The organism is Nonomuraea basaltis, assembly GCF_005893125.1.
Lineage (GTDB): Bacteria > Actinomycetota > Actinomycetes > Streptosporangiales > Streptosporangiaceae > Nonomuraea > Nonomuraea basaltis.
Map to the genome: position 1 here is coordinate 1 of NZ_VCJS01000080.1, position 25,834 is coordinate 25,834.

At 70.4% G+C, this 25,834-nt stretch carries 25 protein-coding genes; 12 read left to right on the forward strand and 13 right to left on the reverse strand.

Annotation, left to right across the window (positions count from 1 at the left end):
- Window positions 1-93: 93 nt before the first annotated feature.
- A complete protein-coding gene (locus EJK15_RS32500; protein WP_138714304.1) occupies window positions 94-801 on the forward strand; it encodes a SanA/YdcF family protein in 708 nt (235 codons plus the stop codon).
- On the opposite strand, the gene EJK15_RS32505 is transcribed toward EJK15_RS32500, so the two are convergent.
- The 3 genes from EJK15_RS32505 to EJK15_RS32515 are packed head-to-tail and all read right to left on the reverse strand — an operon-like array spanning window position 777 to window position 3,227.
- Window positions 777-1,967, reverse strand: a complete 1,191-nt coding sequence (locus EJK15_RS32505; protein WP_138714305.1) for a PrsW family intramembrane metalloprotease — start codon at window positions 1,965-1,967, stop codon at window positions 777-779. The genes EJK15_RS32500 and EJK15_RS32505 overlap by 25 nt on opposite strands.
- The gene (locus EJK15_RS73090) at window positions 1,954-2,265 is read right to left on the reverse strand and encodes a cation transporter dimerization domain-containing protein (RefSeq protein WP_206061227.1); all 312 of its coding nucleotides are present in this window, start codon (window positions 2,263-2,265) and stop codon (window positions 1,954-1,956) included. The genes EJK15_RS32505 and EJK15_RS73090 overlap by 14 nt, the downstream gene beginning before the upstream one ends.
- Window positions 2,266-2,282: 17 nt before the next feature.
- Entirely contained in the window at window positions 2,283-3,227 is a 945-nt protein-coding gene (locus EJK15_RS32515) for a heme o synthase (protein WP_138714306.1), read from the reverse strand.
- A 336-nt stretch (window positions 3,228-3,563) separates the two neighbouring features.
- Between EJK15_RS32515 and tkt the strand changes: the two genes are divergently transcribed.
- From tkt to pgl, 6 genes are all read left to right on the forward strand, one after another.
- On the forward strand, window positions 3,564-5,594 hold the full coding sequence (gene tkt, locus EJK15_RS32520; RefSeq protein ID WP_240777369.1) for a transketolase: 2,031 nt from the start codon (window positions 3,564-3,566) through the stop codon (window positions 5,592-5,594).
- Window positions 5,595-5,601: 7 nt separating this feature from the next.
- The gene (gene tal, locus EJK15_RS32525; RefSeq protein WP_138714308.1) at window positions 5,602-6,693 is read left to right on the forward strand and encodes a transaldolase; all 1,092 of its coding nucleotides are present in this window, start codon (window positions 5,602-5,604) and stop codon (window positions 6,691-6,693) included.
- Entirely contained in the window at window positions 6,693-8,321 is a 1,629-nt protein-coding gene (locus EJK15_RS32530) for a glucose-6-phosphate isomerase (protein WP_138714342.1), read from the forward strand. Before tal ends, EJK15_RS32530 begins: the two co-directional genes overlap by 1 nt.
- A gap of 70 nt (window positions 8,322-8,391) precedes the next feature.
- Window positions 8,392-9,921 carry a glucose-6-phosphate dehydrogenase gene (gene zwf, locus EJK15_RS32535; RefSeq protein WP_138714343.1) on the forward strand — a complete coding sequence of 510 codons (1,530 nt, stop codon included), beginning with the start codon at window positions 8,392-8,394 and terminating at the stop codon, window positions 9,919-9,921.
- 70 nt (window positions 9,922-9,991) lie between these two features.
- Window positions 9,992-10,906, forward strand: a complete 915-nt coding sequence (locus tag EJK15_RS32540; protein WP_138714309.1) for a glucose-6-phosphate dehydrogenase assembly protein OpcA — start codon at window positions 9,992-9,994, stop codon at window positions 10,904-10,906.
- Window positions 10,907-10,939: 33 nt separating this feature from the next.
- Window positions 10,940-11,713, forward strand: a complete 774-nt coding sequence (pgl, locus tag EJK15_RS32545) for a 6-phosphogluconolactonase (protein WP_138714310.1) — start codon at window positions 10,940-10,942, stop codon at window positions 11,711-11,713.
- Between the two features lie 103 nt (window positions 11,714-11,816).
- Here pgl and add read toward each other — a convergent pair whose 3' ends face one another.
- Window positions 11,817-12,836: an adenosine deaminase gene (gene add, locus EJK15_RS32550; RefSeq protein WP_138714311.1), complete on the reverse strand. Its 1,020-nt coding sequence runs from the start codon at window positions 12,834-12,836 to the stop codon at window positions 11,817-11,819.
- Between the two features lie 99 nt (window positions 12,837-12,935).
- Between add and EJK15_RS32555 the strand changes: the two genes are divergently transcribed.
- Window positions 12,936-13,673: a class I SAM-dependent methyltransferase gene (locus EJK15_RS32555; protein WP_171074658.1), complete on the forward strand. Its 738-nt coding sequence runs from the start codon at window positions 12,936-12,938 to the stop codon at window positions 13,671-13,673.
- A gap of 6 nt (window positions 13,674-13,679) precedes the next feature.
- On the opposite strand, the gene EJK15_RS32560 is transcribed toward EJK15_RS32555, so the two are convergent.
- From EJK15_RS32560 to EJK15_RS32570, 3 genes are all read right to left on the reverse strand, one after another.
- Entirely contained in the window at window positions 13,680-14,255 is a 576-nt protein-coding gene (locus EJK15_RS32560; protein ID WP_138714313.1) for a TetR/AcrR family transcriptional regulator, read from the reverse strand.
- 12 nt (window positions 14,256-14,267) lie between these two features.
- Window positions 14,268-15,137: an oxidoreductase gene (locus EJK15_RS32565; protein WP_138714314.1), complete on the reverse strand. Its 870-nt coding sequence runs from the start codon at window positions 15,135-15,137 to the stop codon at window positions 14,268-14,270.
- A 62-nt stretch (window positions 15,138-15,199) separates the two neighbouring features.
- Complete coding sequence (locus EJK15_RS32570) at window positions 15,200-15,952, reverse strand: hypothetical protein (protein ID WP_138714315.1); 753 nt, start codon at window positions 15,950-15,952, stop codon at window positions 15,200-15,202.
- A gap of 88 nt (window positions 15,953-16,040) precedes the next feature.
- On the opposite strand from EJK15_RS32570, the gene EJK15_RS32575 reads away from it, so the two are divergent.
- The gene (locus EJK15_RS32575; protein WP_138714316.1) at window positions 16,041-16,640 is read left to right on the forward strand and encodes a Clp protease N-terminal domain-containing protein; all 600 of its coding nucleotides are present in this window, start codon (window positions 16,041-16,043) and stop codon (window positions 16,638-16,640) included.
- An 8-nt stretch (window positions 16,641-16,648) separates the two neighbouring features.
- Here the strand turns inward: EJK15_RS32575 and EJK15_RS32580 are convergent, their stop codons facing one another.
- On the reverse strand, window positions 16,649-17,671 hold the full coding sequence (locus EJK15_RS32580; protein WP_138714317.1) for a GNAT family N-acetyltransferase: 1,023 nt from the start codon (window positions 17,669-17,671) through the stop codon (window positions 16,649-16,651).
- A 207-nt stretch (window positions 17,672-17,878) separates the two neighbouring features.
- Here EJK15_RS32580 and EJK15_RS32585 point away from each other — a divergent pair, with 207 nt between their 5' ends.
- Together EJK15_RS32585 and EJK15_RS32590 are read left to right on the forward strand one after the other, a co-directional pair.
- Window positions 17,879-19,255 carry an NAD(P)/FAD-dependent oxidoreductase gene (locus tag EJK15_RS32585; protein WP_138714318.1) on the forward strand — a complete coding sequence of 459 codons (1,377 nt, stop codon included), beginning with the start codon at window positions 17,879-17,881 and terminating at the stop codon, window positions 19,253-19,255.
- Window positions 19,256-19,378: 123 nt separating this feature from the next.
- Entirely contained in the window at window positions 19,379-20,986 is a 1,608-nt protein-coding gene (locus EJK15_RS32590) for an amidohydrolase (protein ID WP_138714319.1), read from the forward strand.
- 53 nt (window positions 20,987-21,039) lie between these two features.
- On the opposite strand, the gene EJK15_RS32595 is transcribed toward EJK15_RS32590, so the two are convergent.
- The 5 genes from EJK15_RS32595 to gap all read right to left on the reverse strand — a co-directional run bounded on the left by EJK15_RS32595 (window position 21,040) and on the right by gap (window position 24,820).
- Entirely contained in the window at window positions 21,040-21,384 is a 345-nt protein-coding gene (locus EJK15_RS32595; RefSeq protein WP_138714320.1) for an RNA polymerase-binding protein RbpA, read from the reverse strand.
- 77 nt (window positions 21,385-21,461) lie between these two features.
- Window positions 21,462-21,692, reverse strand: coding sequence for a preprotein translocase subunit SecG (secG, locus tag EJK15_RS32600; RefSeq protein ID WP_138714321.1), 231 nt, complete (start codon window positions 21,690-21,692; stop codon window positions 21,462-21,464).
- Between the two features lie 99 nt (window positions 21,693-21,791).
- On the reverse strand, window positions 21,792-22,574 hold the full coding sequence (gene tpiA / locus EJK15_RS32605; protein WP_138714322.1) for a triose-phosphate isomerase: 783 nt from the start codon (window positions 22,572-22,574) through the stop codon (window positions 21,792-21,794).
- Window position 22,575: 1 nt separating this feature from the next.
- Entirely contained in the window at window positions 22,576-23,763 is a 1,188-nt protein-coding gene (locus EJK15_RS32610; protein WP_171074659.1) for a phosphoglycerate kinase, read from the reverse strand.
- Window positions 23,764-23,815: 52 nt separating this feature from the next.
- On the reverse strand, window positions 23,816-24,820 hold the full coding sequence (gene gap, locus EJK15_RS32615) for a type I glyceraldehyde-3-phosphate dehydrogenase (protein WP_138714324.1): 1,005 nt from the start codon (window positions 24,818-24,820) through the stop codon (window positions 23,816-23,818).
- Window positions 24,821-25,005: 185 nt separating this feature from the next.
- Between gap and EJK15_RS32620 the strand changes: the two genes are divergently transcribed.
- Window positions 25,006-25,644 (forward strand): hypothetical protein, encoded by a 639-nt coding sequence (locus EJK15_RS32620; protein WP_138714325.1) that lies wholly within the window; start codon window positions 25,006-25,008, stop codon window positions 25,642-25,644.
- The last annotated feature ends 190 nt before the right edge of the window (window positions 25,645-25,834 follow it).

Consider the following 25,834-nt stretch of genomic DNA (forward strand, 5'->3'; position numbering starts at 1 on the left):
CTCCCCCACCGAAGCGCCCGCCGCCGTCTGAGTGGATATGCCAGGGTGTGTGGTGGAAAGTCCGCCACTCCCCCGGCCTAGAAGGGGTGTGTTTTGTTAAGAAAAGTCCGCCCCTCTCGGAAGGCGCTGCGCCGGACGTACCAAGGGCTGGTGCTGGTCAGCGTGCTCGCCCTCGCGCCCATGACGTGGGCCTGGCTCAGCAGCTCCGCGCACCGGGTGACGGCCGACGGCGACGGCTGGCCGGCACACGTGCCGGAGACGCAGGCCGCGCTGGTGCTCGGCGCGGGCCTGTACGGCAGCCAGCCCACGCAGATGCTGGCCCGCCGGCTCGACATCGCCGCCGAGCTCTACCGCGCCGGCAAGGTGCGGGCCCTGCTGCTGTCGGGTGACAACAGCCGCAAGGACTACGACGAGCCCACCGCCATGCGCGACTACCTGCGGGCCAGGGGCGTGCCGGACGCGGTGATGGTGCTGGACTACGCCGGGTTCGACACGTGGGACTCGTGCGTGCGGGCGCGCAAGGTGTTCGGCGCACGGCAGGTGACGGTGGTCACGCAGGAGTTCCACATGCCGAGGGCCGTCACGCTGTGCCGGACGGCGGGGCTGGAGGCGTTCGGGGTGGGTGACGACTCGGCCCGGCAATGGGCCTCCATCACGTACGTGTACGCCGCCCGCGAGCTGTTCGCCACCGCCAAGGCGTTCGCCGACGCCAAGATCCTGCACTCCGACCCGGTCTACCCGGGGCCGCGCGAGGTGTCGCTCACCCGCATCCTGGGTCAGCCGGGCGCGCCGGGGGCATAGCCGGGCGGCGGCGTGCCCCTGGCGACCGACTCGGCGTGCACCGAGGGCATCGGGAAGTCGGCGCGGGCGGTGCTCATGCACTCCAGCAGGGCCCGCTGCTCCTCGTGGAAGGTCTGCTCGTCGACCATGTGGCGGGCGGCCCGCTCGTGCAGCAGCCCCAGCTCGGTGGCGGCGAGCTGGTAGTCGCGCATCGCGCGCAGCCCGCGCTTGCCGCCGTGGGCCTTGGCCCACTGCCTGGCCTGGCGGCGCCTGGCGAACGCCGTCAGCATGTAGACGTCCGCCTCGTTGACGAGCTTGGTCGGCGCGTACGGCGGCAGGTAACGCTGGATGAGCGCGACGATGCGCCTCCGGTCCCTGAACACCACGCCGATCAGCACGACCAGCACGACCAGCAGCGTCAGGTAGGCCACCACGAGCCCGGCGAAGCCGCCGTAGGAGGCCAGGCCGTTCCACAGGCCGTGCAGGATCATCGCGCCCGACCAGCCGGCCAGGATGTAGAACACCCGCTCCGTGCCCTGGCGCTGGGCGGCATAGGCCACGCCGACGCCGATCATCGAGCTGAACAGCGGATGCGCCAGCGGCGACAGGATGCCGCGCAGCACCACCGTGACCGCCAGCCCCTTGAGGCCCGAGTTGGAGAGCGCGGAGAGGTAGTAGCTGACGTTCTCGCTCATGGCGAAGCCGAGGCCGACCATGCTGGCGTAGATGATGCCGTCGGTCGGCCCGTCGAGCTCGGCCCTGCGGAACCTGAGCAGGCCCAGCAGCACCAGGCCCTTCATCGTCTCCTCGACCACGGGGGCGCCGAACGTGGCCGCGATGTTGCGGGCGCTGTCCTCCGACAGCTTGACCGCGTCCATGATGTAGTGCAGGTTGAGCGAGTTGACCACGCCCGCGACCAGCACCGCGATGCCCGCGCCCCACGCGAAGGCGAAGATCAGGTTGCTGCGCGGCTCCGGCTCCATCCGGTCCAGCGCCAGCACCGCGGCCAGCAGCAGCGGCACCGGTGCCAGGGCCATCGTGAGCGCGATGAAGAACTGCACCGGCGCGCCGTTGAACACGTCGAAGGAGAAGGAGACCAGGGCGCAGATGCCGGTGACGACCAGCCCGATGATCAACGCGAACGATGGGCGGTCCTTCAGCACCCAGCGTGGATCACGGGTCGCCATAGGGTGACTTTAACGGATCAGAGTGCCGGGGACCGTGGGGGTCGGCGCAGTGCCGCTCGAGGCCAGGGATGCCGTGATCGACCTGGAGCGTGGTGTGGCCGATCGCGAAGCGGTCGTGCAGCAGGTCGGCGAGGCGAGTGCGCACGGCGTGGCAGTCGGAGCCCTTCGCCACGATCACGTGGGCCGACGGTGTGGGATAGCCACTCGTCACCGTCCGGACATGGAGATCGTGCGCTTCCTCCATGTCCGATTCCGCGGCCAGGACCCGTCCGATCAAGGCGCTCGCGCTGATCAGCATGTGGGCGGCGACGGAGATCAGGCCAGCAGCGGGTCGATGGCGACGGCCAGGAAGAGCAGCGCCAGATAGGCGTTGGACCAGTGGAAGAAGCGCATGGGCCGCAGGTCGACGCCGGTCTTGCCGGCGTTGAGCCGGGCCAGCAGGCGGTGCACCTCCCACAGGCACATCACGCCGAGCACCGCGGCCACGACCGGGTAGAACAGCGTGGTGCCGGCCACCGGCCACAGCGCCAGCGAGCACAGCACGGTCGCCCACGTGTAGGCGATGGACTCCAGGATGACCCGCCGCTCGGTGGCCACGACCGGCAGCATCGGCACCTTGGCCGCCGCGTAGTCCTCCTTGTAGCGCATGGCCAGCGTCCAGGTGTGCGGCGGCGTCCAGAAGAACACCACCCCGAACAGCACCAGCGGCGCCCAGTCGAGCCGCTCGGTGATGCCCGCCCAGCCGATCATCACCGGCATGCAGCCCGCGATGCCGCCCCACACGATGTTCTGGGCGGTGCGCCGCTTGAGGATCATCGAGTAGACCAGCACGTAGAACAGGATCGCCGCGGTGGACAGCACCGCCGCCAGCCAGCTGGTGGTGGCCCACAGGCCGATCGTGGACAGGACGCCGAGCACGATGCCGAAGACGAGCGCGCCCCGCGGCGACACCTGGTGCCTGGCCAGCGGCCGGCGGCGGGTGCGGCGCATCATCTGGTCGATGTCGCGATCCACGTAGCAGTTGAGCGCGTTGGCGCTGCCCGCCGATAGGGTGCCGAACACCATGACCGAGATGGACGTCCACAGCGGCGGCAGGCCACCCGCCGCGAGGAACATCACCGGCAGCGTCGTGATCAGCAGCAGCTCGATGATCCGTGGCTTGGTGAGCGCGATGTAGGCCTTCACGATCATGCCGATCGAGCGCGGCGCCTCCACCTGCGGTGATGGGGCCGTCGCGTGCCTGTTGGTCAGCACCGTCAAGGCGCTTCCAGCCTGTGCGGAGTCAACGCGTAACCTCTGTTAAGAGCGGATCCATGGGTGGGCGCCGTGCACGCCCCTGCGAACAAACAAACTGTAGTCGCAGGGTCGGACGGTCCGGCCAATGGGGGGCTTGCGCCATACATGGACACGCGAGGGTGGAATGGGAATCGATCGCCAGCTCCACTCGGTTAGGGTCCCGTGTGGGCGGGATAGCCAACCGGTATGACCAATGACAACTAGATTCCGGAGATCGAGCACTTGAGCACCGAACTCGTGCCAGCCCTCGAATGGACCGACCTGGACAAGCAGGCGGTCGATGTCGTTCGAGCACTGGCGATGGACGCAGTGGAGAAGGCGGGCTCGGGTCACCCCGGCACCGCCATGAGCCTGGCCCCCGCCGCATACCTGCTGTTCCAGCGCGTGATGCGTCATGATCCCACCGACCCGAACTGGCTCGGGCGGGACCGCTTCGTGCTGTCGTGCGGCCACACCAGCCTGACGCTCTACATCCAGCTCTACCTGTCCGGCTACGGCCTGACGCTCGACGACCTCAGGCGGCTGCGCCAGTGGGACAGCCTCACCCCCGGCCACCCCGAGCACGGCCACACGGCGGGCGTCGAGACCACGACCGGCCCGCTCGGCCAGGGCCTGGGCAACGCGGTCGGCATGGCGATGGCCGCCCGCCGCGAGCGCGGCCTGTTCGACCCCGACGCCGAGCCCGGCTCCTCGCCGTTCGACCACAACGTCTGGTGCTTCGTCAGCGACGGCGACATCGAGGAGGGCATCAGCCACGAGGCCAGCGCCCTCGCCGGCCACCAGAAGCTGGGCAACCTCATCGTCCTGTGGGACGACAACCACATCTCCATCGAGGACGACACGCTGATCGCCAAGTCCGAGGACGTGGTCAAGCGCTACGAGGCCTACGGCTGGCACACCGAGAGCGTCGACTGGACCGCCGGCGACAACTACACCGAGGACGTCCAGGCCCTCTACGACGCGCTGCAGGCGGCCAAGGCCGAGACCGACCGGCCGACGTTCATCCGGCTGCGCACGATCATCGGCTGGCCGGCACCCAACAAGCGGAACACCGGCAAGATCCATGGCGCGGCCCTGGGCGAGGCGGAGATCGCCGCCACCAAGGAGCTGCTGGGCATGGACCCGGCCACGAGCTTCCACGTGACCGACGAGGTGCTCGCCCACGCCCGTGATGTGGCCCAGCGCGGCCGGGCCACGCACGCCGAGTGGGAGAAGGGCTACGCCGAATGGCGCCTGGCCAACCCCGAGCGCGCCGGCGAACTGGACCGCATCTCCCACCGGGTGCTGCCCAACGGCTGGTACAAGGCGCTGCCGTCGTTCGAGCTGGGCGCGTCGATCGCCACCCGTAAGGCCTCGGGCGAGGTGCTCAACGCGCTGGCGCCGGTGCTGCCGGAGCTGTGGGGCGGCTCGGCCGACCTGGCCGAGTCCAACAACACCACGATGAAGGGCGAGCCGTCCTTCATCCCGGAGGAATACCAGACCAAGGAGTTCCCCGGTAACCGGTACGGCCGCACGCTGCACTTCGGCATCCGCGAGCACGCCATGGGCGCCATTCTCAACGGCATCGCGCTGCACGGCGGCACCCGCCCCTACGGCGGCACGTTCCTGGTCTTCTCCGACTACATGCGCCCGTCGGTGCGCCTGGCCGCGCTGATGAAGCTGCCGGTCACGTACGTGTGGACGCACGACTCCATCGGCCTCGGCGAGGACGGCCCGACCCACCAGCCGATCGAGCACCTGTGGGCGCTGCGCGCGATCCCCGGCCTCGACGTGGTCCGCCCGGCCGACGCCAACGAGACGGCCTACGCGTGGAAGACCGTCATGGAGCACAAGGACCGGCCCGCCGCGCTCTGCCTGACCAGGCAGAACCTGCCGGTCTACGAGGGCACCAGCGCCGACGGCGTGGAGCGCGGCGGTTACGTGCTGCGCGAGGCGTCGAACGGCCAGCCCAGGGTCATCCTCATCGCCACCGGCAGCGAGGTGCAGGTCGCGGTGGAAGGCCGGGAGTTGCTGGAGGCGCAGGGCATCCCCACGCGAGTGGTGTCGATGCCGTGTGTCGAGTGGTTCAACGGGCAGGAAATCGCATATAGGCAGACCGTTCTGCCCTCGGCGATCAGGGCTCGGGTCGCGGTCGAGGCGGGCATCGCGCTCGGCTGGCACCAGTTCGTCGGCGAATGCGGCGAAGTGGTGAGCCTCGAACACTTCGGTGCGTCGGCTCCGTACAGAACTTTGTACGAGCAGTTCGGGCTGACGGCGGAGCGGGTGGCGGCGGCAGCCAAGGCGAGCCTGGCCAAGCTGGGTCAGGACAAGGGCGAGACGACGGGAAACTGAAGACAAGATGAGCGAGATCCTCAACAAACTGTCGGGCCAGGGCGTGGCCATCTGGCTCGACGACATCAGCCGTGAGCGCCTGCGCAGCGGCAACCTGGAGCAGCTGATCCGCGAGAAGAACGTCGTCGGGGTGACTTCCAACCCGACGATCTTCGCCGGCGCGCTCAGCAAGGGCGACGCCTACGACGTGCAGCTGCACGACCTGGCCGTACGCGGCGTCACCGTCGACGAGGCGGTACGCGCCATCACCACCTACGACATCCGCTGGGCCGCCGACGTGCTGCGCCCGGTCTACGACGCCACCGGCGGCGTGGACGGCCGCGTGTCGCTGGAGGTGGACCCGCGCCTGGCCCACGAGAGCGACAAGACCGTGGCCGAGGCCCGCGCCCTGTGGTGGATGGTGGACCGGCCCAACCTGTTCATCAAGATCCCGGCGACCCTGGCCGGCCTGCCGGCGATCACGCAGGCCATCTCCGAGGGGATCAGCGTCAACGTCACGCTGATCTTCTCGCTGGAGCGCTATCGCGCGGTCATGGACGCCTGGCTGGCCGGCCTGGAGGCCGCGCAGGCCAAGGGGCTCAACCTGGCCACGATCGAGTCGGTGGCCTCGTTCTTCGTCAGCCGGGTCGACAGCGAGATCGACAAGCAGCTGGACAAGCTGGGCAAGCCGGAGCTGAAGGGCAAGGCGGGCGTGGCCAACGCGCGCCTGGCGTACGCGGCGTTCGAGGAGGTCATGAGCTCCGAGCGGTGGCAGAGCCTGCGGGCCGCCGGTGCCCGCCCGCAGCGCCCGCTGTGGGCCTCGACCGGCGTGAAGAACCCTGAATACGCCGACACCCTCTACGTCGACCAGCTCGTCGCCCCCGGCACGGTCAACACGATGCCGGAGAAGACGCTCGACGCGACCGCCGACCACGCCAACATCACCGGCGACACCGTACGGCCGTTCTACGAGGACGCCTGGAACGTCATGGCGGCGCTCAAGGAAGCCGGCGTCGACTACGACGACGTGGTGAAGCTGCTGGAGGACGAGGGCGTGCAGAAGTTCGAGGCGTCCTGGAACGAGCTGCTCGAGAGCGTCACCAAGAACCTGGTTCCGTGATGGAGGTGTCCTACCGCGACGGGGGGGTGGCGTCGGCCGCCTCCTCCGTCGCGGGGCGCCTCGTCGCCGACGGCGTGCCCGCGCGGCTCGCCGCCGGCGACCCCACGCTGTGGGGTGGCGAAGGGAGCGGAGCTCCCGAGCTAACAGGAGGCGTCGCCGAGGCGCAGGCGGCCGGGCGGCCGTTCCGCGTCTCTCGCGAGCTGCTGCCCGAGCTGGGCGAGCTCGCCGAGCATGCCCGCAGGGCGGGCTTGACGAACGTGGTGCTGGCCGGCATCGGCGGCTCGGCGCTGGCCGCGGAGGCGATCTGCGACACCGCCGACGTGCCGCTCACCGTGCTCGACACGACGGACCCCGGGCAGGTGCGCCGCGCGCTGGCTGACCCGCTCGAAGCCACGATCGTGGTCGTGGCCGGCAGGGGTGGCGCGGCCGACGAGTCCGACTGCCACCTGCGGATCTACGAGGAGCTGTTCGCGCAGGCGGGCATCGCGCCCGCGGACCGCATCGTGGTCGTGACCGACGGCGGCTCGCCGCTGGAGCGGCGGGCCGTCGACGGCGGCTACCGCCTGGTGCCGGCGGCGCCCGGCCCGGGCGGCCACTCGGCGCTGTCGGCGTTCGGGCTGGTGCCCAGCGCGCTGGCGGGCGCCGACGTGGAGCGCCTGCTCGACGAGGCCGAAGAGGTGCTGCCTCTGCTGTCCGGAGACCAGGGCAACCCCGGGCTCGAGCTCGGAGCGGCGCTCGGCGGCGCGGCGCTGAGCGGGCGCGACAAGCTGCTGCTCGAGGACCAGCTCTCGGCCATCGCGGGGCTGCCCGACTGGATCGAGCAGCTCCTCGCGGAGTCCACCGGCAAGCAGGGCAGGGGGATCCTGCCTGTCGTGGGCGCCGATCCCCACCACTCCGCGGACGAGCTGATCGTCGCGATCGAGTCCGACGACGGGGACGTGCGCGTGGACGGGCCGCTGGGCGCGCAGTTCCTGGTCTGGGAGTACGCCGCCGCCGTCGCCGGGCTGCTCCTGGAGATCGACCCGTTCGACCGGCCCGACGTGGCCGAGTCGAAGGACAACGCGGTCGCCCTGCTGGCCCTTCCCGACCTGCCGGCCGGTGCGCCCGCGCTGGTGGACGGCCCGGTCGAGGTGTACGGCTCGGCGCGGGCCAAGGACCTGCCCGGGGTGTTCGCCGAGCTGCTGCACGCGATACCGGGCGACGGATACCTGTCGGTGATGGCCTACCTGGACCGGCTGGCGGCGTTCGACGCGCCGGTGCCCGACGGGGCGGACTTCGAGCAGATGACCGACGCCTGGATGATGGCCGACCCGGCCACGCTGCGGGCGCTGCTGGCGCTGCGTACCGACCGGCCGGTGACGTTCGGGTGGGGACCGCGGTTGCTGCACTCGACCGGCCAATACCACAAGGGCGGGCCGCAGAACGGGGTGTTCCTGCAGATCACCGGCGCGGTGACCGAGGACCTCGCGGTTCCCGGCCGGCCCTACTCGCTGGGCAGGCTCCAGCTCGCTCAGGCCCTCGGCGACCTTGAGTCGCTGGAAACCCGCGGACGGCCCGCCGTACGCCTGCATTTGACCGACCGCGCGGCAGGGGTCGCGCACCTGCTCGCAGCCGCACAGGAGGTTTGAGATGACAGACTCGGCAGCACCCGCGGAGGCCGCCACTGTGGCGGCGGCCGTCGCGGGCACCGCAACCACGATGGAAGTGGCCGCCGCCAACCCGCTGCGCGATCCGCGCGACAAGCGGCTGCCCCGGGTGGCAGGTCCCTGCGTGATGGTGTTGTTCGGCGTGACCGGAGACCTGGCCAAGCGCAAGCTGCTGCCGGCGATCTACGACTTGGGGAACCGGGGGCTGCTGCCGCCGGGCTTCTCGCTGGTCGGCTTCGCCCGGCGGGATTGGAAGGACCAGGATTTCGCCCAATTGACGCACGACGCCGTCAAGGCGCACGCCAGGACGCCGTTCCGCGAGGAGGTCTGGAAGCAGCTCCTCGAGGGCATCCATTTCGTGCCCGGCGAGTTCTCCGATGACGGGGCGTTCGACGCGCTCGCCATGGCCCTGGCCGAGATCGACCAGACCCGCGGCACGGGCGGAAACTACGCGTTCTACCTGTCGGTGCCGCCGAAGTTCTTCCCCCTGGTGGTGGAGCAGCTCAAGCGGACCGGGCTGGCCGACGCGCCGGGGGGGTCGTGGCGGCGGGTGGTCATCGAGAAGCCGTTCGGGCACAACCTGCAGTCGGCGCACGAGCTCAACGAGATCACCACCTCGGCCTTCCCGGAGAGCTCGATCTTCCGGATCGACCACTACCTGGGCAAGGAGACCGTCCAGAACATCATGGCGCTGAGGTTCGCCAACAACCTCTACGAGCCGATCTGGAACCGCAGCTTCGTCGACCACGTGCAGATCACGATGGCCGAGGACATCGGCATCGGCGGGCGCGCGGGCTACTACGACGGCATCGGCGCGGCTCGCGACGTGATCCAGAACCACCTGCTCCAGCTCCTCGCGCTGGTCGCGATGGAGGACCCGACCTCCTTCGAGGCCCAGGCGCTGCGGCGGGAGAAGGAGAAGGTGCTCAAGGCCGTGCAGCTGCCGGCCAACCTGGGGCTCAACACGGCCCGCGGGCAATACTCGGCGGGCTGGCAGGGCGGCGAGAAGGTCGTCGGCTACCTGCAGGAGGAGGGCATCTCGCAGGCGTCCACCACCGAGACGTACGCCGCCATCAAGCTGGAGATCGCCAACCGGCGGTGGGCGGGCGTGCCGTTCTACCTGCGCACCGGCAAGCGCCTGGGCCGGCGGGTGACGGAGGTCGCGGTGGTCTTCCAGCGGGCGCCGCACCTGCCGTTCAGCAAGGACGACACCGAGATCCTCGGCCAGAACGCGCTGGTCATCAGGGTGCAGCCGGACGAGGGCATCACGGTGCGGTTCGGCTCGAAGGTGCCGGGGACGGCGATGGAGGTGCGCGACGTCTCCATGGACTTCGCGTACGGCGAGTCGTTCCTGGAGTCGTCGCCCGAGGCGTACGAGCGGCTGCTGCTCGACGTGATGATCGGCGACCCGCCGCTCTTCCCGCACCAGCGGGAGGTGGAGCTGTCGTGGAAGATCCTCGACCCGATCGAGGAGTTCTGGGCCACGCAGGGCCAGCCCGAGGCGTATGAGTCCGGCTCGTGGGGGCCGGAGTCGGCGGACGCGATGATGGCCCGCGACGGGCGCGTGTGGAGGAGACTCTAGTGACCGAGCGCAGCGAGGGAACAATCCAGCGCGCGACCACTGTGGTCGCGAGACCGGCGAAGGAGGGCTCGTGACTACCTTCATGCTGTCGGACACGACGGCGGGCAAGATCTCGGCGCAGTTCACGCACCTGCGCCACCAGATGGGCGCGCCCGCCATCGGCATGGTGCTGACGCTCGTGGTCGTCTGCGAGGAGCGTCACCAGTACGACGCGCTCCGCGCGGCCACCGAGGCGGCCCGCGAGCACCCGTCGCGCATCATCGTGGTGATCAACCGTGAGGTCGAGGAGCCCATCAGGCTCGACGCCGAGCTGCGCATCGGCGAGTCCACGCCGGGCGAGGTGGTGGTGCTGCGCCTGTACGGCGAGCTGACCGAGCACGCCGACTCGGTGGTCAGCCCGCTGCTGCTGCCCGACACGCCGGTCGTGGCGTGGTGGCCGGGGTCGGCCCCCGATGTGCCGTCCAAGGACGCGATCGGGGCGCTGGCGCAGCGGCGCATCACCGACGCCAGGGGCTTCGACGACGGCGGCGTCACGTCGCTGCTGACCAGGGCCAGGGGGTACGCCACCGGCGACACCGACCTGTCATGGGCCAGGCTGACGCCGTGGCGCAGCCTGCTGGCCGCCGCGTTCGACCAGCCGGTGGGCGAGGTGCTCGAGGGGACCGTGGAGGCCACGCACGGCAATCCCAGCGCGCCGCTGCTGGCCGCCTGGATGTCGGAGCGGCTCGGGGCGCACATCAAGATCGTCGACTCGGCCGGTCCGGGAATCACCGCCGTGCGCCTGCTGCTGAGCGCGGGCGAGCTCTCCGTGACCAGGACCGACGCCCGGCTGGCCACGCTGTCGCGGCCCGGCCAGCCGGACAGGAACGTGGCCCTGGCCCGGCGGCACACCTCGGAGCTGATGTCCGAGGAGCTGCGCAGGCTCGACAGCGACGAGATCTACGAGGCCGCTGTCAAGCGGTTCGCCCGCACGCACAAGGGATGACCCGAGATAGCCGTGGCTGAGAAAGTAGTAGCTGTGAGCGTCCCCAGCATCGTCGTCCACCGCAACGCCGACGTCCTGGCCAAGGCGGTGGCGGCGCGGATCATCACGCGGCTGGTCGACCTTCAGTCGGCCAAGGGGTCGGCGTCGATCGTGCTGACCGGCGGCTCGGTCGGCGTCGCCACGCTGGCGGCCATCGCCGCGACGCCCGCCCGCGACGCCGTCGACTGGCGGCGCCTGGACGTCTGGTGGGGCGACGAGCGCTTCCTGCCCGCCGGCGACAAGGAACGCAACGAGACCGGGGCCCGCGACGCCCTGCTCGACCACGTGGACGTGGCCCCGGAGCGGGTGCACGTCATGCGCGGCCCCGACTCGGGCATGACGGCCGAGGAGTCGGCCGAGTCCTACGCCGCCGAGCTGCGCGCCGCCGCCCGGCCCGAGGACCACGGCCCGGTGCCGAGCTTCGACGTCATGCTGCTCGGCATGGGCCCGGACGCCCACGTGGCGTCGCTGTTCCCGGGCATGCCGGCGCTGTACGACACACGTCCGGTGGTGGCGGTGCACGGCTCCCCGAAGCCGCCGCCGACCCGGATCTCGCTCACGCTGCCGGCCATCCAGGCGGCGCGCGAGGTGTGGGTGGTGGCGGCCGGCGAGGAGAAGTCAGGCGCCGTCCGCCTCTCCCTGTCGGGCTCGGGTCCCGTGCAGGTCCCCGCAGCGGGCGCCCGGGGCCGCGGGCGGACGCTGTTCCTGCTGGACCGGGCCGCGGCCGGCAAAATCCCGCCGGAGCTGGGGCGGCTGTCGTCACCGTGACGTCGTGCCGGGCGGCGGGCCGCCGGGCTCGCATGCGCGTTCCGGTTCACGGTGCCACGCCGCCATTTCGGCGTCATGCCGTCGGACGAAGACGGGATTCCTGTCAGCCGCCCATGACGAGGGCGTCGATCTCCTCGGCCAGGGTCCGCTTGCGGTCCCTGGCCATGTAGGACGCCTGGACGCCGTTCCTGGCGAGCTGGGCCAGCTCTTTCCTCCCGAACCCGAACACGGTCGCGGCCACCCGGTACTCGTCCGCCAGCGTGGTGGCGAACATGGGCGGGTCGTCGCTGTTGAGCGTCACGTACAGGCCCTCCTCCAGCATCCGGGGCAGCGGGTGGTCCTCGATGCGGGAGATCTGACCCGTGCACACGTTGGAGGTGGGGCAGACGTCCAGGGGGAGCTGCGTCTCGCGGAGGTGGGCGACCAGGCGGGGGTCGGCGAGGCAGTTGATGCCGTGGCCGATGCGCTCGGCCCCGTAGCCCTCGATGACCTCCCAGATCGTCTCCGGGCCGCTCATCTCGCCGCCGTGCGGGACGCTGTGCAGGCCGGCGGCGCGGGCGGCGGAGAACGCCGAGCGGTAGGCGTCGCGGAATTTCACGCGTTCCTGCTCGATCCCGCCGATGCCGAAACCTACCAGCGCGGCGGGAGGTTCCTGGAGGGCGTGCTCGACGGTCACCCTGGCGGCCTCCTCGCCGAACTCGCCGGGGATGTCGAAGATGTAGGCCATCTCCACCCCGTGGTCGGTCAGCGAGCGGCGGGCGGCCAGGTCGAGGGCCTCGGTGACCGCGCGCATGGGCAGGCCGACGATGTGGTGCGCGTACGGTGTGACCTGCAGCTCCACGTAGCGGGCGCCCTGGGGGGCGAGGTCGCGGGCCAGGCCGAGGACGAGGGTCGCCACGTCCTCCGGCTCGCGTACCAGCTGGTTGACGGCCCGGTAGACCTGGGCGAAGTGCGGGAAGTCGCGGAAGGTGTAGAACCGGCGCAGCTCCTCCTCGGTCGAGGGGACGTCGCTGCCGGGGTGGCGGCGCGCCAGTTCCAGCACGGTGGGGACCGAGGCCGAGCCGATCAGGTGGACGTGGAGCTCGACCTTGGGCAGCGCGTCGATGAAGGTGTCGATGGTCATGGCGACGACCCTAAGCGCGACATTTACGCATTTAACAGCCTTTCGGCCTAAACCTCACATAAGAATGTGAGGTTATGCGATTGGGTTACCCTAGATCGCGTGACCAACGCCGAAGCGTACGACCGTGGCTTCGCCCAGCTGAGCTCCCACACCGTCGGCCCCCTGCTCGAGCGGGCACACGCCGCCCGCCTGCTCGACGTCGGCTGCGGCACCGGTGTGGTGACGGCGGCGGCGCTCGCCCTGGGCGCCGAGGTCACCGCCGTGGACGCCGATCCCGGCATGCTGGAGCTGGCCGCGCGCCGCCACCCGTACGCGACGATCAGGCAGGCCGCGCTCCCCGACCTCCCGTTCGAGGACGAGGAGTTCGACGCCGTGGCGGGGAACTTCGTCATCAACCACGTGCCCGACACCGGCGAGTCGCTCAAGGAGCTGCACCGCGTGCTGCGCCCGGGCGGGATGATCGCCCTGACGTGGTGGAAGGCCGACGAGATGACCGCCACGAACGTCTTCGCCGACGCCATCCAGGCGGCCGGGATCTCGTACGAGCCGCCGCCCCGCCCGTTCACCGCCAACGACACGCCGCCCAGGTTCACCGCGTTGCTGCGGAAGGCGGGCTTCACCAGAGCCGCCGTGGACACCGTACGGTGGCGGCACCAGGTGGATCTGGACGCGTGGTGGACGGACATCGTGCAGGCGGGCGGTCCGCGGTTCGCGGTGATCGCCACTCAGGCGCCGGTGACCGTCGAGCGGATCAGGGCCAACTACAAGCGGCTGGCGGAGCCGTACGCGCGGGAGGGCTTTCCCGTGTGCGCCTACCTGGCCCACGCCACCCGCTGAGCCCTCTCAGGCCGCCGACCAGGCGTTCACCAGCGGCGTCAGGACCCCGTCGACGGACTCCGTGATGAACGCCTCGTCGAACGGCGGCCCGGTGAAGATCATGCGGTGCCACACCAGCGCCTCCGCCACCGCGAACAGCCGCGCAGGATCGACGGCCGCGCCCAGCTCGCCCCGCCGCACCGCCCGGTCGAGCAGCGCCTTCACCTCGCCCAGGTTCCGCGCCGGCATGTGCGCCCGCAGCGTGCGCGCCAGCTCCTGGTTGGACACCAGCGTCGAGGACAGCCCGATGACCAGCGTGTGCTTGCGCTCCACCGCCTCGCACAGGCTGCGGAAGATGGCGGCCAGATCGCCTCGCAGCGAGCCGGTGTCCTTCCCCGCCGGCGCCTCCATGTCGAACCGCCGGCAGATGACGTCCACCACCAGCTCGGGCTTGCCCGCCCAGCGCCGGTAGATGGTGGCCTTGCTGGCCCTGGCCCGCTTGGCGATCCGGTCGACCGACATGCGGTCGTAGCCGAGCTCCGACAGCAGCTCCATCGTGGCGTCGAGGATGGCCCTTTCACGCTCGGGGTCGAGTGGAGCCACGTACACGTCCTTCTAGCTGTAGGCGATCTCTTGGAATCGTACGCCCGTCAGCTCGGTGGACACGTCCCACAGCCGCCTGGCCACCTCTTCCGACCTGGCCGTTTCCGACGGCGTGAGGATCTTGAGCTTGGGGCCGACGAACTCGCCGCCGTGGATGCCGGGCGAGGTGGCGGCGTACAGCGAGGGCATCGCGCCGGTCGCGGCGGACTTCATGAACACGCCCATGAGGAACTGGAACGGCCCCAGCTTGACGATGTTCGTGGCGGTGGTCCCCGGGTGGGAGGCGACCGAGATCAGGCTCGCGCCGGCCTTCTGGGCGCGCCGCTGGAGCTCCAGCGTGAACAGCAGGTTGGCCAGCTTGGACCGTCCGTACGCGCTGAACCGGCCGTATCCGCGTTCCAGGTCCAGGTTCTCGAAATCGATCTTGCCCATGGCGTGCGCGTCGCTGGAGACGGTCACCACGCGCGCGCCGGGGGCGGCGAGCAGGCGCGGCAGCAGCAGGCCCGTGAGCGCGAAGTGCCCCAGATGGTTGGTGCCGAACTGCATCTCGAAGCCGTCCTTGGTCTCCTGCCTGGGGATCAGGCCGATGCCCGCGTTGTTGACCAGCAGGTCGACCTTGTCCACCCCCGAGGCGAACTCCCTGACGGAGGCCAGGTCGGCCAGGTCGAGATGACCGTACTCGACCTGCGCGCCGGGCACCTCACCCAGAATCCGCTGGACCGCGGCACCGCCCTTCTCGGCCGACCGGGCGGCCACGACGACGCGGGCGCCGTGCCTGGCCAGCTCGAGCGCGGTGGGCAGGCCGATGCCGCTGTTGGCGCCGGTCACGATGGCGGTCTTGCCGGACAGGTCGGGCATGGAGGCAGGGGTCCACGAAGTCATCGCCACTCCAGGTGTACGGAACCGTTTCGTACACTCTAGCCACAGGTAAGCGGATTCCGCACTCACCGGTCCAGCCGCTGCCGTGCGCGCCGCTCCTCCCGCCGCGCGACCTCCAGCCGGTTCCGGGCGTCGTCGAGCTTCCCGCGCGCCTTGGCCAGCTTCTTCTCCAGCGCCGCGACCCTCTCCGCGCGCTCGTCGTACGCCGTCTCGGCCGCGTCCAGCGCCTCGCGCCACTCCCGGTGCGCGGCCTCGGCCTCCTGGCGCTCCTTGGCCCGCCGGGCCTCGGCCTCCTCGCGTTCCCTGACCTTGGCGGCCTCGTCCTCGGGCGTGGGTTTCTTCCGCCTGGCGGCGGGCCGGTCGCGCAGGGTGGGGGCGGGTGCGAAGCCGCTGTAGCTGAGGGGCTTGACCAGGTGACCGCGGCGCACCTGCGCAGCCGCCTCCGCGTCGACGACGGCCGCGTCCAGGGTCTGGTCGACCTCGGTGCCCGCCGCCGGCGACAGGTCGCCCGCCTGCCTGATGAGCCTGCCCACCCTGCCGGTGACCTCACCTCGGCGCTGGGTCAGCTCGGCCAGCGCGTCGGCGTCCTGCTCCTGCCAGGCCGCCCGCAGCCGCTCCCCCACGTCGAGCAGCTCGGCCAGCTCCTCCGGGTGCTCACGGGCGACCTTGTTCACGGCCCAGGCCGACACCGTGGGCTTGCGGAGCTTCGCGATGTCGCGCGAGAGCCGGACGTCGCCCGCGTCCTTGGCCGCCCGCGCCTCGGCCTCGCGGGCGGGGGTGAACTCCGGCGGCGGGAGCGCGTAGAGACGGTCTGCCACCTCGTCAAGATCCACACAGGACAAATACCCCACATGGCCGGGTTTCTAGCGCATAGTGGAGGCAGCCCCAGCCGAACGGAGGCCCCCGGTGTTCGAACGCTTCACCGACCGCGCGCGCAGGGTCGTCGTCCTCGCCCAGGAGGAGGCGCGGATGATGAACCACAGCCACATCGGCACGGAGCACATCCTGCTCGGGCTCATCCACGAGGGCGAGGGGCTGGCCGCCCTGGTGCTGGACAGCTGCGGTGTGGAGCTCGGCCACGTACGCGCCTTCGTCGAGCGCGAGGCGCACAACGACACCAAACCCCCGAGCGGGCACATCCCGTTCACCCAGCGGGCCAAGAAGGTCCTGGAGCTGTCACTGCGCGAGGCGCTCCAGATGCGCCACAACTACATCGGCACCGAGCACATCCTGCTGGGGCTGATCAGGGAGGGCGAGGGGCTCGCCGCACAGGCGCTCGCGGACGCGGGCGCGGACCTGTCCGACGTACGCCAGCGCCTGCTCGACCGCGTGGGCCGCGGCTCCAAGGAGCGCCCGGCGGAGATGTTCTTCCCCGGCACGCACTCGCTGAGCGAGCGGCTGGCGCAGATCCAGGAGAGCCTGGAGCGCATCGAACGCCACCTGGGCATCCAGCCGCCCGAGGAGGAGAAGCCGGAGTCCGGCGAGCGGCGCGACGAGGAAGGCTGAGTGCCCAGCTAGGCCGAGGCCATGGCGCCGACGGGCAGCCGGGCCTCCACCACGCCGGGGTCCTCGGTGTAGCCGAGCGTGGCGCCCAGGGAGACCAGCAGCCGGCGCATCCTGGCGTTGTCGGACAACATGGTGGCTCTGACCTCGGCGTACCCGAGATCGCGCGCCGACCGCACGAGCATCCTGGCCATCGCCGTGCCGAGGCCGCGCCCCTGCCAGCGGTCCTCGACCAGGAAGGACATCTCGGCGATGCCGGGGTCGGGGGTGAACATCAGGTTGGCCATCGCCACGACCTGCCCGTCATGCCCCGCGACCAGCGAGTATCCCCTGCTCTTGTCGATCAGCCGGTCGAACATGCGCGCCGGCAGCGCGGGCATCGAGGTGAAGTAGCGGAACCTGCGCGACTCGGGCGAGCACCTGTCGTGCAGGTCGCGTACGGCCTCGCGGTAGATCGAGGTGAGCGGGCGGACCGTGACGTCCGCCCCGTCGGCGAGCTTGACCGCGCGCTCGGCGGCGCTCTGCTCGCCCGCCGGCTGGGCGAGCCGGGCGAAGGAGGCCGCCCTGGCCGCCTCGGTCAGCGTGAAGGGCAGGTCGGCGCGGCGCAGGCGGACCGCGCGCCGGGCGGCCACGGGCACGACGAGCAGGGTCGGGTCGGGTAGATCACTCACCGCTTCACCATAGATCCACCGCGCGTCGTCCGCGCGCAGCAGCTCGGCGAGCAGCTCGGGCAACCGCCACGGCATCGAGCGCAGCCTGGAGGCCAGCAGCAGCGCTCTGGTGGGCTCGTCGGTCAGCTCGTGGGCGGTGGCGGGCACGACCTGGACCCGGCGGCCGCCGGCCGCCTCCAGAGCCTCGCGCACGGTCTCGGGGCTGGCGGGGATGTCGGCGACGAACTCGTCGACGGTTCCGTCGGTGTCGGACTGAACGCTCAGCCCGAGGATGTTGCCGCCCCTGTCTGCCAGGGCCGAGGCGAGGGAGGCCAGCCGCCCGGGCCGCTCGTCCACCGTGGTGCGGATGCGCAAGAATCCCATGCATCCGAGCATGCCCGACGGCTGTTACGCCGCCGCTAACGACGTGTTTCGGAGCTTGCATTGCGGAATGAACCTATATATCCGGATAGTGCCACGTCGGAGGTTGATGTTCGGGTTCCTCCCGCAACGCTTGCGGCCGTTGAGGATCGATCACGAATTTCGTCGTGAGATGCGACATGGTGTCCGGATATAGCAGGATACGGGGGCATGAGCGTGCGTGTTCCCTTGTCGTCCGAGTTCGTGAACGGCGACGTGTCCTTCTGGTACCGGTCCACCGGTGTGCCCGCCCCCGGCCCCAGGCTCGACGGCGACGTGGATGCGGATGTGGCGGTGGTCGGCGCGGGCTACACGGGCCTGTGGACCGCGTACTACCTCAAGCGCGCCCGCCCGTCCCTGCGCGTCGTCCTGCTGGAGCAGGAGTTCGCCGGATTCGGCGCCTCCGGCCGCAACGGCGGCTGGCTGACCGGCGACCTGGCCGGCTCGCACGAGCGGTACGGCGAGGGCGCGCGGCGGCTGCAGCGGGAGATGTACGCCTCCATCGACGAGGTCATCGCGGTCTGCGAGAAGGAGGCCATCGACTGCGACCTCGTCAAGGGCGGCGTCGTGAACGTGGCCCGCACCCCGGCCCAGGCCGACCGGCTGCGCGAGGCGGTGTCGTCGGCCCGCGCGTGGGGCATCGGCGAGGCCGACCTGCGCCTGACGGACCCGGCGGAGCACGTACGGGTGGCCGGGACGCTGGCCGCCTCCTGGAGCCCGCACTGCGCCCGCATCCAGCCCGCCAAGCTGGCGCAGGGCCTGGCCAGGGCCGTACGCGACCTCGGCGTGCCCATCTACGAGCGCACCCCGGTCACGGAGATCGCCCCGCACCGCGCGGTCACCCCCTACGGCACCGTGACGGCCGGCCACGTGATCCGCGCGACGGAGGGCTTCACCGCCCGCCTGCCCGGCCTGCGCCGCCAGTGGCTCCCCATGAACAGCTCCATGATCGTCACCGAGCCCCTCCCGCCGTCGTTCTGGGACGAGGTCGGCTGGCGCGGCGCCGAGTTGCTCGGCGACATGGCGCACTACTACATGTACGCCCAGCGCACCGCCGACGACCGCATCGCCTTCGGCGGCCGCGGCCGGCCCTACCTGTACGGCTCCCGCGTCGACGCCCGCGGCCACACCCATGAGTGGACGGTCGAGGCCCTGTGGCGCCTGCTGACCGGCTTCTTCCCCGCCGCCCGCTCCTCCTCGATCGCCCACGCCTGGTCGGGCGTGCTCGGGGTGCCGCGCGACTGGTGCTCGACGGTCCATGTGGACCCCGCCACCGGCCTGGGCTGGGCGGGCGGCTACACGGGCCACGGCGTCACCACGACGAACCTGGCGGGCCGCACGCTGCGCGACCTGGTCCTCGGTGAGCAGACGGAGCTGACATCCCTGCCCTGGGTGGGGCGCGAGGTCCGCCCCTGGGAACCGGAGCCGCTGCGCTGGCTCGGCGTGCACGCGATGTACCGGTTGTACCGGGTGGCCGACCACCGCGAGCGCTCCAGGCCCCGCACCTCGGCCCTGGCCCGCTTCGCCGACCTCATCACCGGCCACTGACCCGGCCCGCCGTCCAGATCACCGCACCTCAACGGCCTCCCGCCCGCGCGCCGAGCCACCCATCGGCGGGAGGATTGACGTCGGCGCCCCGGCGTGAGCACCCACTGAGAGAGGGAGACCTTGATGAACGTCCTCTTCCGAGGAGGCCGCGTCTTCACCCCCGAAGGCGTCCTGGCGGCGTCCGTGCTGGTGAGCGATGGCATGATCGCCGCCATGGGCCCGGAGGGTGAGCTGGCCCGTCAGTCGCCGTCCCACGACACGGTGGATCTGGACGGCGGCCTGCTGGCCCCCGGTTTCATCGACGCCCACATCCACCCGGTCCAGGCGGGACTAGAGCGGGCGAAGTGCGATTTGTCGGAAGTGTTCGGCCTTGACGCCTACTTGGCGAAGATCGCCGACTATGCCACGCAAAATCCTGATAAAGAGTGGATCGATGGCGGCGGCTGGGACATGTCGGCGTTCCCCGGTGGTCTCCCGCACCGCGACCGGCTCGACTTCCTCGACCGCCCGGTCTACCTGATCCAGCGCGACCACCACGCCGCCTGGGTCAACACCCGGGCCCTGGAACTGGCCGGAATCACGCGGGACACCCCTGACCCGGCCGACGGCCGCATCGAGCGCGACAGGGACGGCACTCCCACAGGCGTCCTGCACGAGGGCGCGATGGACCTCGTCGGCCTGCTCACCCCGCGCCCGTCCGCCAAGGACCTGGACGACGCGCTGGCGGACGCCGAGCGGCACCTGTTCTCACTGGGCATCACCGGCTGGCAGGACGCCATCGTGGGCCCGTACGCGGGCTCCGCGGACCAGCTCCCCACCTACCTGTCCGCGGCCCGCGAGGGACGACTGAGGGCGCGCGTAGCAGGCGCCCTGTGGTGGGACAGGACACGCGGCCTGGACCAGCTCGGCGACCTGGTCGAGCGCCGGGCCTCGGCCGAGGGCCTCGACCGGTTCAGTGCCACGTCGGTCAAGATCATGCAGGACGGCATCACGGAGAACTTCACGGCCGCGACGCTGCAGCCGTACTGCCTGTGCGGCGGCACGGGCCTGTCGTACGTGGACCCGTACAAGCTCAAGGAGTACGTCGCCGAGCTGGACCGGCTCGGCTTCCAGGTGCACTTCCACGCCATCGGCGAGCGGGCCGTGCGCGAGGCCCTGGACAGCTTCGAGGGCACGAACCCGGCCAACCGGCACCACATCGCCCACCTGCAGATCATCGAGCCCTCGGACGTGCCGCGCTTCGCCGCCCTGGGCGTCACGGCCAACCTGCAGCCGCTGTGGGCCACGCACCACGCGCAGATGGACGAGCTGACGCTGCCGTACCTGGGCGAGCCCCGCTCGTCGTGGCAGTATCCGTTCAAGGACCTGCTCGACCACGGCACGCGGTTCTGCGCGGGCAGCGACTGGCCGGTGTCGGACGCCGACCCGCTGCAGGGCATGCACGTGGCGGTGAACCGCACCGAGCCGGGCGGCTCGGTCCACGCCGGCTACCCGACCGCGCAGACGCCGTTCCTGCCCGGCCAGCGCATCGACCTGGCCACGGCCATGACCGCGTACACGGCCGGCTCCGCCTGGGTCAACCGCTCCCCCGCGGGTGTGATCGAGCCGGGCCGCCCGGCCGACCTGGTGGTCCTTGACCGCGACCCGTTCGAGCTCCCGCCCGGGGACATCTGGACGACGCGGGTGCGCATGACGTTCGTGGACGGCGAGCCGGTCCACGACCGACCCTGACAACGGCGAAAGGGGCCCCGGAACACGCCCGGGGCCCCTTTCGCGTGACTCGACTACCAGGGGGACTTGTTGGCGCGCAGGCGCTCCAGTGCCTCCTCGAGGATCGCCTTGCCGTCCTTGTCGCTCCTGCGCTCTTTCACGTAAGCGAGGTGCGTCTTGTACGGCTCGTTCTTCGGCGGGGCAGGCGGGGCCTCCTCGTCCTGTCCAGCTGGGAGGCCACAACGTGGGCAGTCCCACGTCTCGGGGACCGCCGCGTCACTGGCGAAACTGGGGCGCGTCTCGTGCATGTTGGCGCACCAGAACGAGACCCGCACTCTCGGAGCTGCCTCGCCGCGCTCGGCCTCCCCCATCGGGCCGGCGCCGACTCGGCTGCCACGGATCGCGTTGCCACTACCCACGGATGAACTCCTCGCTCGATCGCCCCGCGCAGGAACACGGGGGGAGAATCACTGTCACGCGTTGACTTCTATTTTTCTCAGGGCCTCATGAGCAGGCCGAGAGCGATGATGCAGACGAACCAGACCGTGCCCGTGATCACGGTCAGCCGGTCAAGGTTGCGCTCCACCACCGAGGAACCGCCGAAGTTCGACGAGAACCCGCCGCCGAACATGTCGGACAGGCCCCCGCCCTTGCCCTTGTGGAGCAGGACGAGCAGGATCATGAGAAGGCTCGCCAGGATGAGGGCGATGGAGATTCCGAGTTCCACGGTATGCCTGTTCCTTCAATGCTCTGTTACGCGTGACGATTCAAACTTGCCTCTTGAGGGTACGACCTGCTGTCAAGTCGCACCCCCAGAACGACTCAGTTAGCCAGGCATCTCGGAGAATCGGCAGATCTTCGTGAACTCCCCGGCGTCGATGCTGGCACCGCCCACGAGCGCGCCGTCGACATCCGGTTGTGCCATGATCCCTGCGATATTGCCTGACTTGACCGAGCCTCCGTAAAGGATACGGATTCCCGAGGCCACTTCGGAGTCATAGAGCTCAGCGAGTCTGACTCGCAATGCTCCGCAGACCTCCTGGGCGTCCGCGGGGGTGGCCACCTCGCCGGTGCCGATCGCCCACACCGGCTCGTAGGCCACCACTATCGATTTTGCCTGCTCCGCCGAGATCTTGCGCAGCGCTCCGTCAAGTTGGCCGAGACTGTGCGCGATGTGACCGCCTTCTTGGCGCACCGGCAGCCCCTCCCCCACGCACAGGATCGGGGTCAGCGAGTGCCGGTAGGCGGCCTGGACCTTGGCGTTGACCAGGTCGTCGTCCTCGCCGTGGTATTGCCGCCGCTCGGAGTGGCCGATCGTGACGTACGTGCAGCCGAGCTTGGCCAGCATGACGCCCGACACCTCACCGGTGTAGGCGCCGCCGTCGTACTGGGACAGGTCCTGGGCGCCGTACACGATCCTGAGCTTGTCGCCGTCGACCAGCGTCTGCACGCTGCGCAGGTCGGTGAACGGCGGCAGGACGGCGACCTCGACCTTGTCGAAGTCCTTGTCGTTGAGGCCGAAGGCCAGCTTCTGGACCAGCGCGATGGCCTCAAGGTGGTTGAGGTTCATCTTCCAGTTGCCGGCGATGAGGGGCTTACGCGTGCTCAATTCACTCCTCCAACGCGGCGAGTCCGGGAAGGGTCTTCCCCTCAAGATATTCGAGGCTGGCTCCGCCACCGGTGGAAATGTGGGAGAAACCGTCCTCAGGAAGCTCCAGCTTCCGTACGGCGGCCGCCGAGTCGCCGCCACCGACCACGGTGAAGGCGCCGGAGGCGATCAGCGCCTCGGCCACCGCCCTGGTGCCGCCGGAGAACGCGTCGAACTCGAACACGCCCATGGGCCCGTTCCAGAAGACGGTCCTGGCGTCGGCCAGGTTGGCGGCGAACAGCTCGCGGGTCCTGGGCCCGATGTCGAGCCCCTCCCGGTCGGCGGGGATCGCGGTGGCCTCGACCACCTCGTGCTCCGCGTCGGCGGCGAAGGTGACCGCGGCCAGCACGTCGACGGGCAGGACGAGCTCGACGCCCCGCGCGGCTGCCTGCTCGATGAAGCCGCGCACCTGGTCGAGCTGGTCCTCCTGGAGCAGCGAATTGCCGACCTCGTGGCCCTGGGCCTTGAGGAAGGTGTAGGCCATGCCGCCGCCGATCAGCAGCCTGTCGACCTTGGTCAGCAGGTTGGCGATGACGCCCAGCTTGTCGGAGACCTTGGCCCCGCCCAGCACCACCACGTAGGGGCGCTCGGGGTCCTCGGTCAGCGTCTTCAGCACCTCGACCTCGGCCACGACCAGCCCGCCGGCCGCGTGCGGCAGCAGCTTGGGCACGTCGTAGACGCTGGCGTGCTTGCGGTGCACGGCGCCGAAGCCGTCGCCCACGTAGAGCTCGGCCAGCCCGGCCAGCTTCTCGGCGAACGCGCCGCGCGCGGCGTCGTCCTTGGAGTCCTCGCCCGGCTCGAAGCGCAGGTTTTCCAGCAGCGCGACCTGGCCGTCCTGGAGCGATTCAACGGCGCTGCGCGCGCTTTCGCCCACCACGTCGGCGGCGAAGGCCACGTCCTGGTCGAGCAGCTCGCCGAGCCGCACGGCCACCGGCTTGAGCGAATATTCCGGGTTGACCTGGCCCTTGGGCCTGCCCAGATGGGCGCAGACCACGACCTTGGCGCCCTTGCCGGTCAGCGCCTTGATCGTCGGCACCGACGCGCGGATGCGGCCGTCGTCGGTGATCCTCTCTCCGTCGAGAGGGACGTTGAGGTCGGTGCGCACGAGCACGCGCCGCCCCTTGACGTCGAGATCGTCGAGCGTGCGCATGCTCATGCTCCTGTTCCCGCGGGGCACGCGCCCCTCCAGATCGGTCTTGGCATCAGAGGCCGCGGCCCACCAGCTCGATGAGGTCGGCGAGGCGGTTGGAGTAGCCCCACTCGTTGTCGTACCAGCCGACGACCTTGACCTGGTTGCCGATGACCTTGGTGAGCCCGGCGTCGAAGATGCAGGAGGCCGGGTCGGTGACGATGTCGGAGGAGACGATCGGGTCCTCGGTGTAGCTGATGATCCCCTTCAGGGGGCCCTCGGCGGCGGCCTTGACCGCGGCGTTGACCTCCTCGACCGTGACGTCGCGGCTGAGGTCGACCGTGAGGTCGGTGGCCGAGCCGGTGGGGATCGGCACGCGCATCGCGAAGCCGTCGAGCTTGCCCTTGAGCTCGGGCAGGACCAGGCCGATGGCCTTGGCGGCGCCGGTGGAGGTGGGCACCACGTTGAGGGCGGCGGCGCGGGCGCGGCGCAGGTCCTTGTGCGGGCCGTCCTGCAGGTTCTGGTCCTGGGTGTAGGCGTGGATGGTGGTCATCAGCCCCTTCTCGATGGTGAAGGAGTCGTGCAGGACCTTGGCCATCGGCGCCAGGCAGTTGGTGGTGCAGGAGGCGTTGGAGATGATCGTGTGCTTGGCCGGGTCGTAGGCGCCGTCGTTGACGCCCATGACGACGGTGAAGTCCTCGTTCTTCGCCGGGGCGGAGATGATGACCTTCTTCGCGCCGTTGTCGGCGTGCACCTTGGCCTTGGTGGCGTCGGTGAACAGGCCCGTCGACTCCAGGACCACGTCCACGCCGAGGTCTCCCCAGGGCAGCTTGCCCGGGTCGCGCTCCTCGAAGACCTTGATCGCCTTGCCGTCGACCGTGATCTCGTCGCTGGAGGCCTTCACCTCGTAGGGCAGGCGGCCCAGGATGCTGTCGTACTTCAGCAGGTGAGCGAGCGTCGCGTTGTCGGTCAGGTCGTTGACCGCGACGATCTCGATGTCCTTGCCGCTGGCTGCGACAGCGCGCCAGAAGTTGCGACCGATGCGGCCGAAGCCGTTGACGCCTACGCGGATGCTCACAGGAACCGAACTCCTCGAAGTGATGGCGGGCTGAAACCTCAATCACGAACCTTATCGGACCCAAATTGGTTTAGACCACTGCAGCCCCCGCCCACGTGAATAGCGGTTCGAGAGACACGTTTTGCGACGTTCGAGTAAAGTGCCCGACTCATCGGAGTAAGTTTCGTGATTCTCTGGGGGCTGAGATGTCACACAAGCGGTCCGGCCTGCTTCCCGGACTCCTCATAGGTCTCGTCGCCGCGCTGACCTGCGCGGCCGCTCTGGGGGCGGCCGTGCTGTTCCAGACCCGCCTGCCCGCCGCCGTCACGACGTTCGGCAACGGCCATCCCCTCTCCCTGGTCCTGTCCCTCGCGATCGCCCTGCTGATCGCCTTGGTGATCGGCGCGGTACGCCCGCGCAGCATCACCCTGATCCCCGTTGCGGCGCTGTACGCGGGCGGAGCCGTGGTCGCCGGCCAGATCGCGGGCTCGTCGATGATGATCGGCGCCACCCTGCGCACCCCGCCCGCCGAGCGCGGCCCGGCCGACCTGTCCGACATCACCATGGACAACTTCTCCGCGGGCCTCCCCCACGCGCCGTCGCTCTACCAGGACCCGCTGTCCGAGACCTGGCCGGCCTGGCTCTACATCGCGGTGGCCGCCCTGGCCGCACTGGCACTGGTCACCCGCCGCGTCCTCCGCATCCGCCGCACCCATCGCACCGAGGCGGCCCAGGAGGAAGAAACGCAGGAGCCGGAGTACCGGGCCCCATTCGAGCCCGCCCAGTCCCCGGACCAGCAACCGGCAGGCGACCTCTTCACACCCCGCAAACCCGCCCGCGACTAACGCCATCAGGGACGGCGCCGGCGACGACACCATCCACCCATCGCCCGCCCCCGGGGCCCGCGAACGAACGAGCCGTACCAGGCCGAGTCAGCCGCGGAGACCGGTCAAGAATGCGCTCGTCACGGCGAGCACCCCGTGAGCCTTCACGACCGGCCATGACAGACGGAAACCCACGTCGGCGCGTGCGGTG

Bases quoted from the DNA above. Each gene is read 5' to 3' on its own strand.
- add (WP_138714311.1), bottom strand. From the start codon at position 12,836: ATGACCATCGACACCTTCATCGACGCGCTGCCCAAGGTCGAGCTCCAC.
- tkt (WP_240777369.1), top strand. From the start codon at position 3,564: ATGGACGCAGTGGAGAAGGCGGGCTCGGGTCACCCCGGCACCGCCATG.
- EJK15_RS32530 (WP_138714342.1), top strand. From the start codon at position 6,693: ATGGAGGTGTCCTACCGCGACGGGGGGGTGGCGTCGGCCGCCTCCTCC.
- EJK15_RS32620 (WP_138714325.1), top strand. From the start codon at position 25,006: ATGTCACACAAGCGGTCCGGCCTGCTTCCCGGACTCCTCATAGGTCTC.
- zwf (WP_138714343.1), top strand. From the start codon at position 8,392: ATGGAAGTGGCCGCCGCCAACCCGCTGCGCGATCCGCGCGACAAGCGG.
- EJK15_RS32505 (WP_138714305.1), bottom strand. From the start codon at position 1,967: ATGGCGACCCGTGATCCACGCTGGGTGCTGAAGGACCGCCCATCGTTC.
- EJK15_RS32610 (WP_171074659.1), bottom strand. From the start codon at position 23,763: ATGCGCACGCTCGACGATCTCGACGTCAAGGGGCGGCGCGTGCTCGTG.
- EJK15_RS73090 (WP_206061227.1), bottom strand. From the start codon at position 2,265: ATGCTGATCAGCGCGAGCGCCTTGATCGGACGGGTCCTGGCCGCGGAA.
- EJK15_RS32585 (WP_138714318.1), top strand. From the start codon at position 17,879: ATGAGCGTGCGTGTTCCCTTGTCGTCCGAGTTCGTGAACGGCGACGTG.
- EJK15_RS32590 (WP_138714319.1), top strand. From the start codon at position 19,379: ATGAACGTCCTCTTCCGAGGAGGCCGCGTCTTCACCCCCGAAGGCGTC.
- tal (WP_138714308.1), top strand. From the start codon at position 5,602: ATGAGCGAGATCCTCAACAAACTGTCGGGCCAGGGCGTGGCCATCTGG.
- EJK15_RS32580 (WP_138714317.1), bottom strand. From the start codon at position 17,671: ATGGGATTCTTGCGCATCCGCACCACGGTGGACGAGCGGCCCGGGCGG.
- EJK15_RS32565 (WP_138714314.1), bottom strand. From the start codon at position 15,137: ATGACTTCGTGGACCCCTGCCTCCATGCCCGACCTGTCCGGCAAGACC.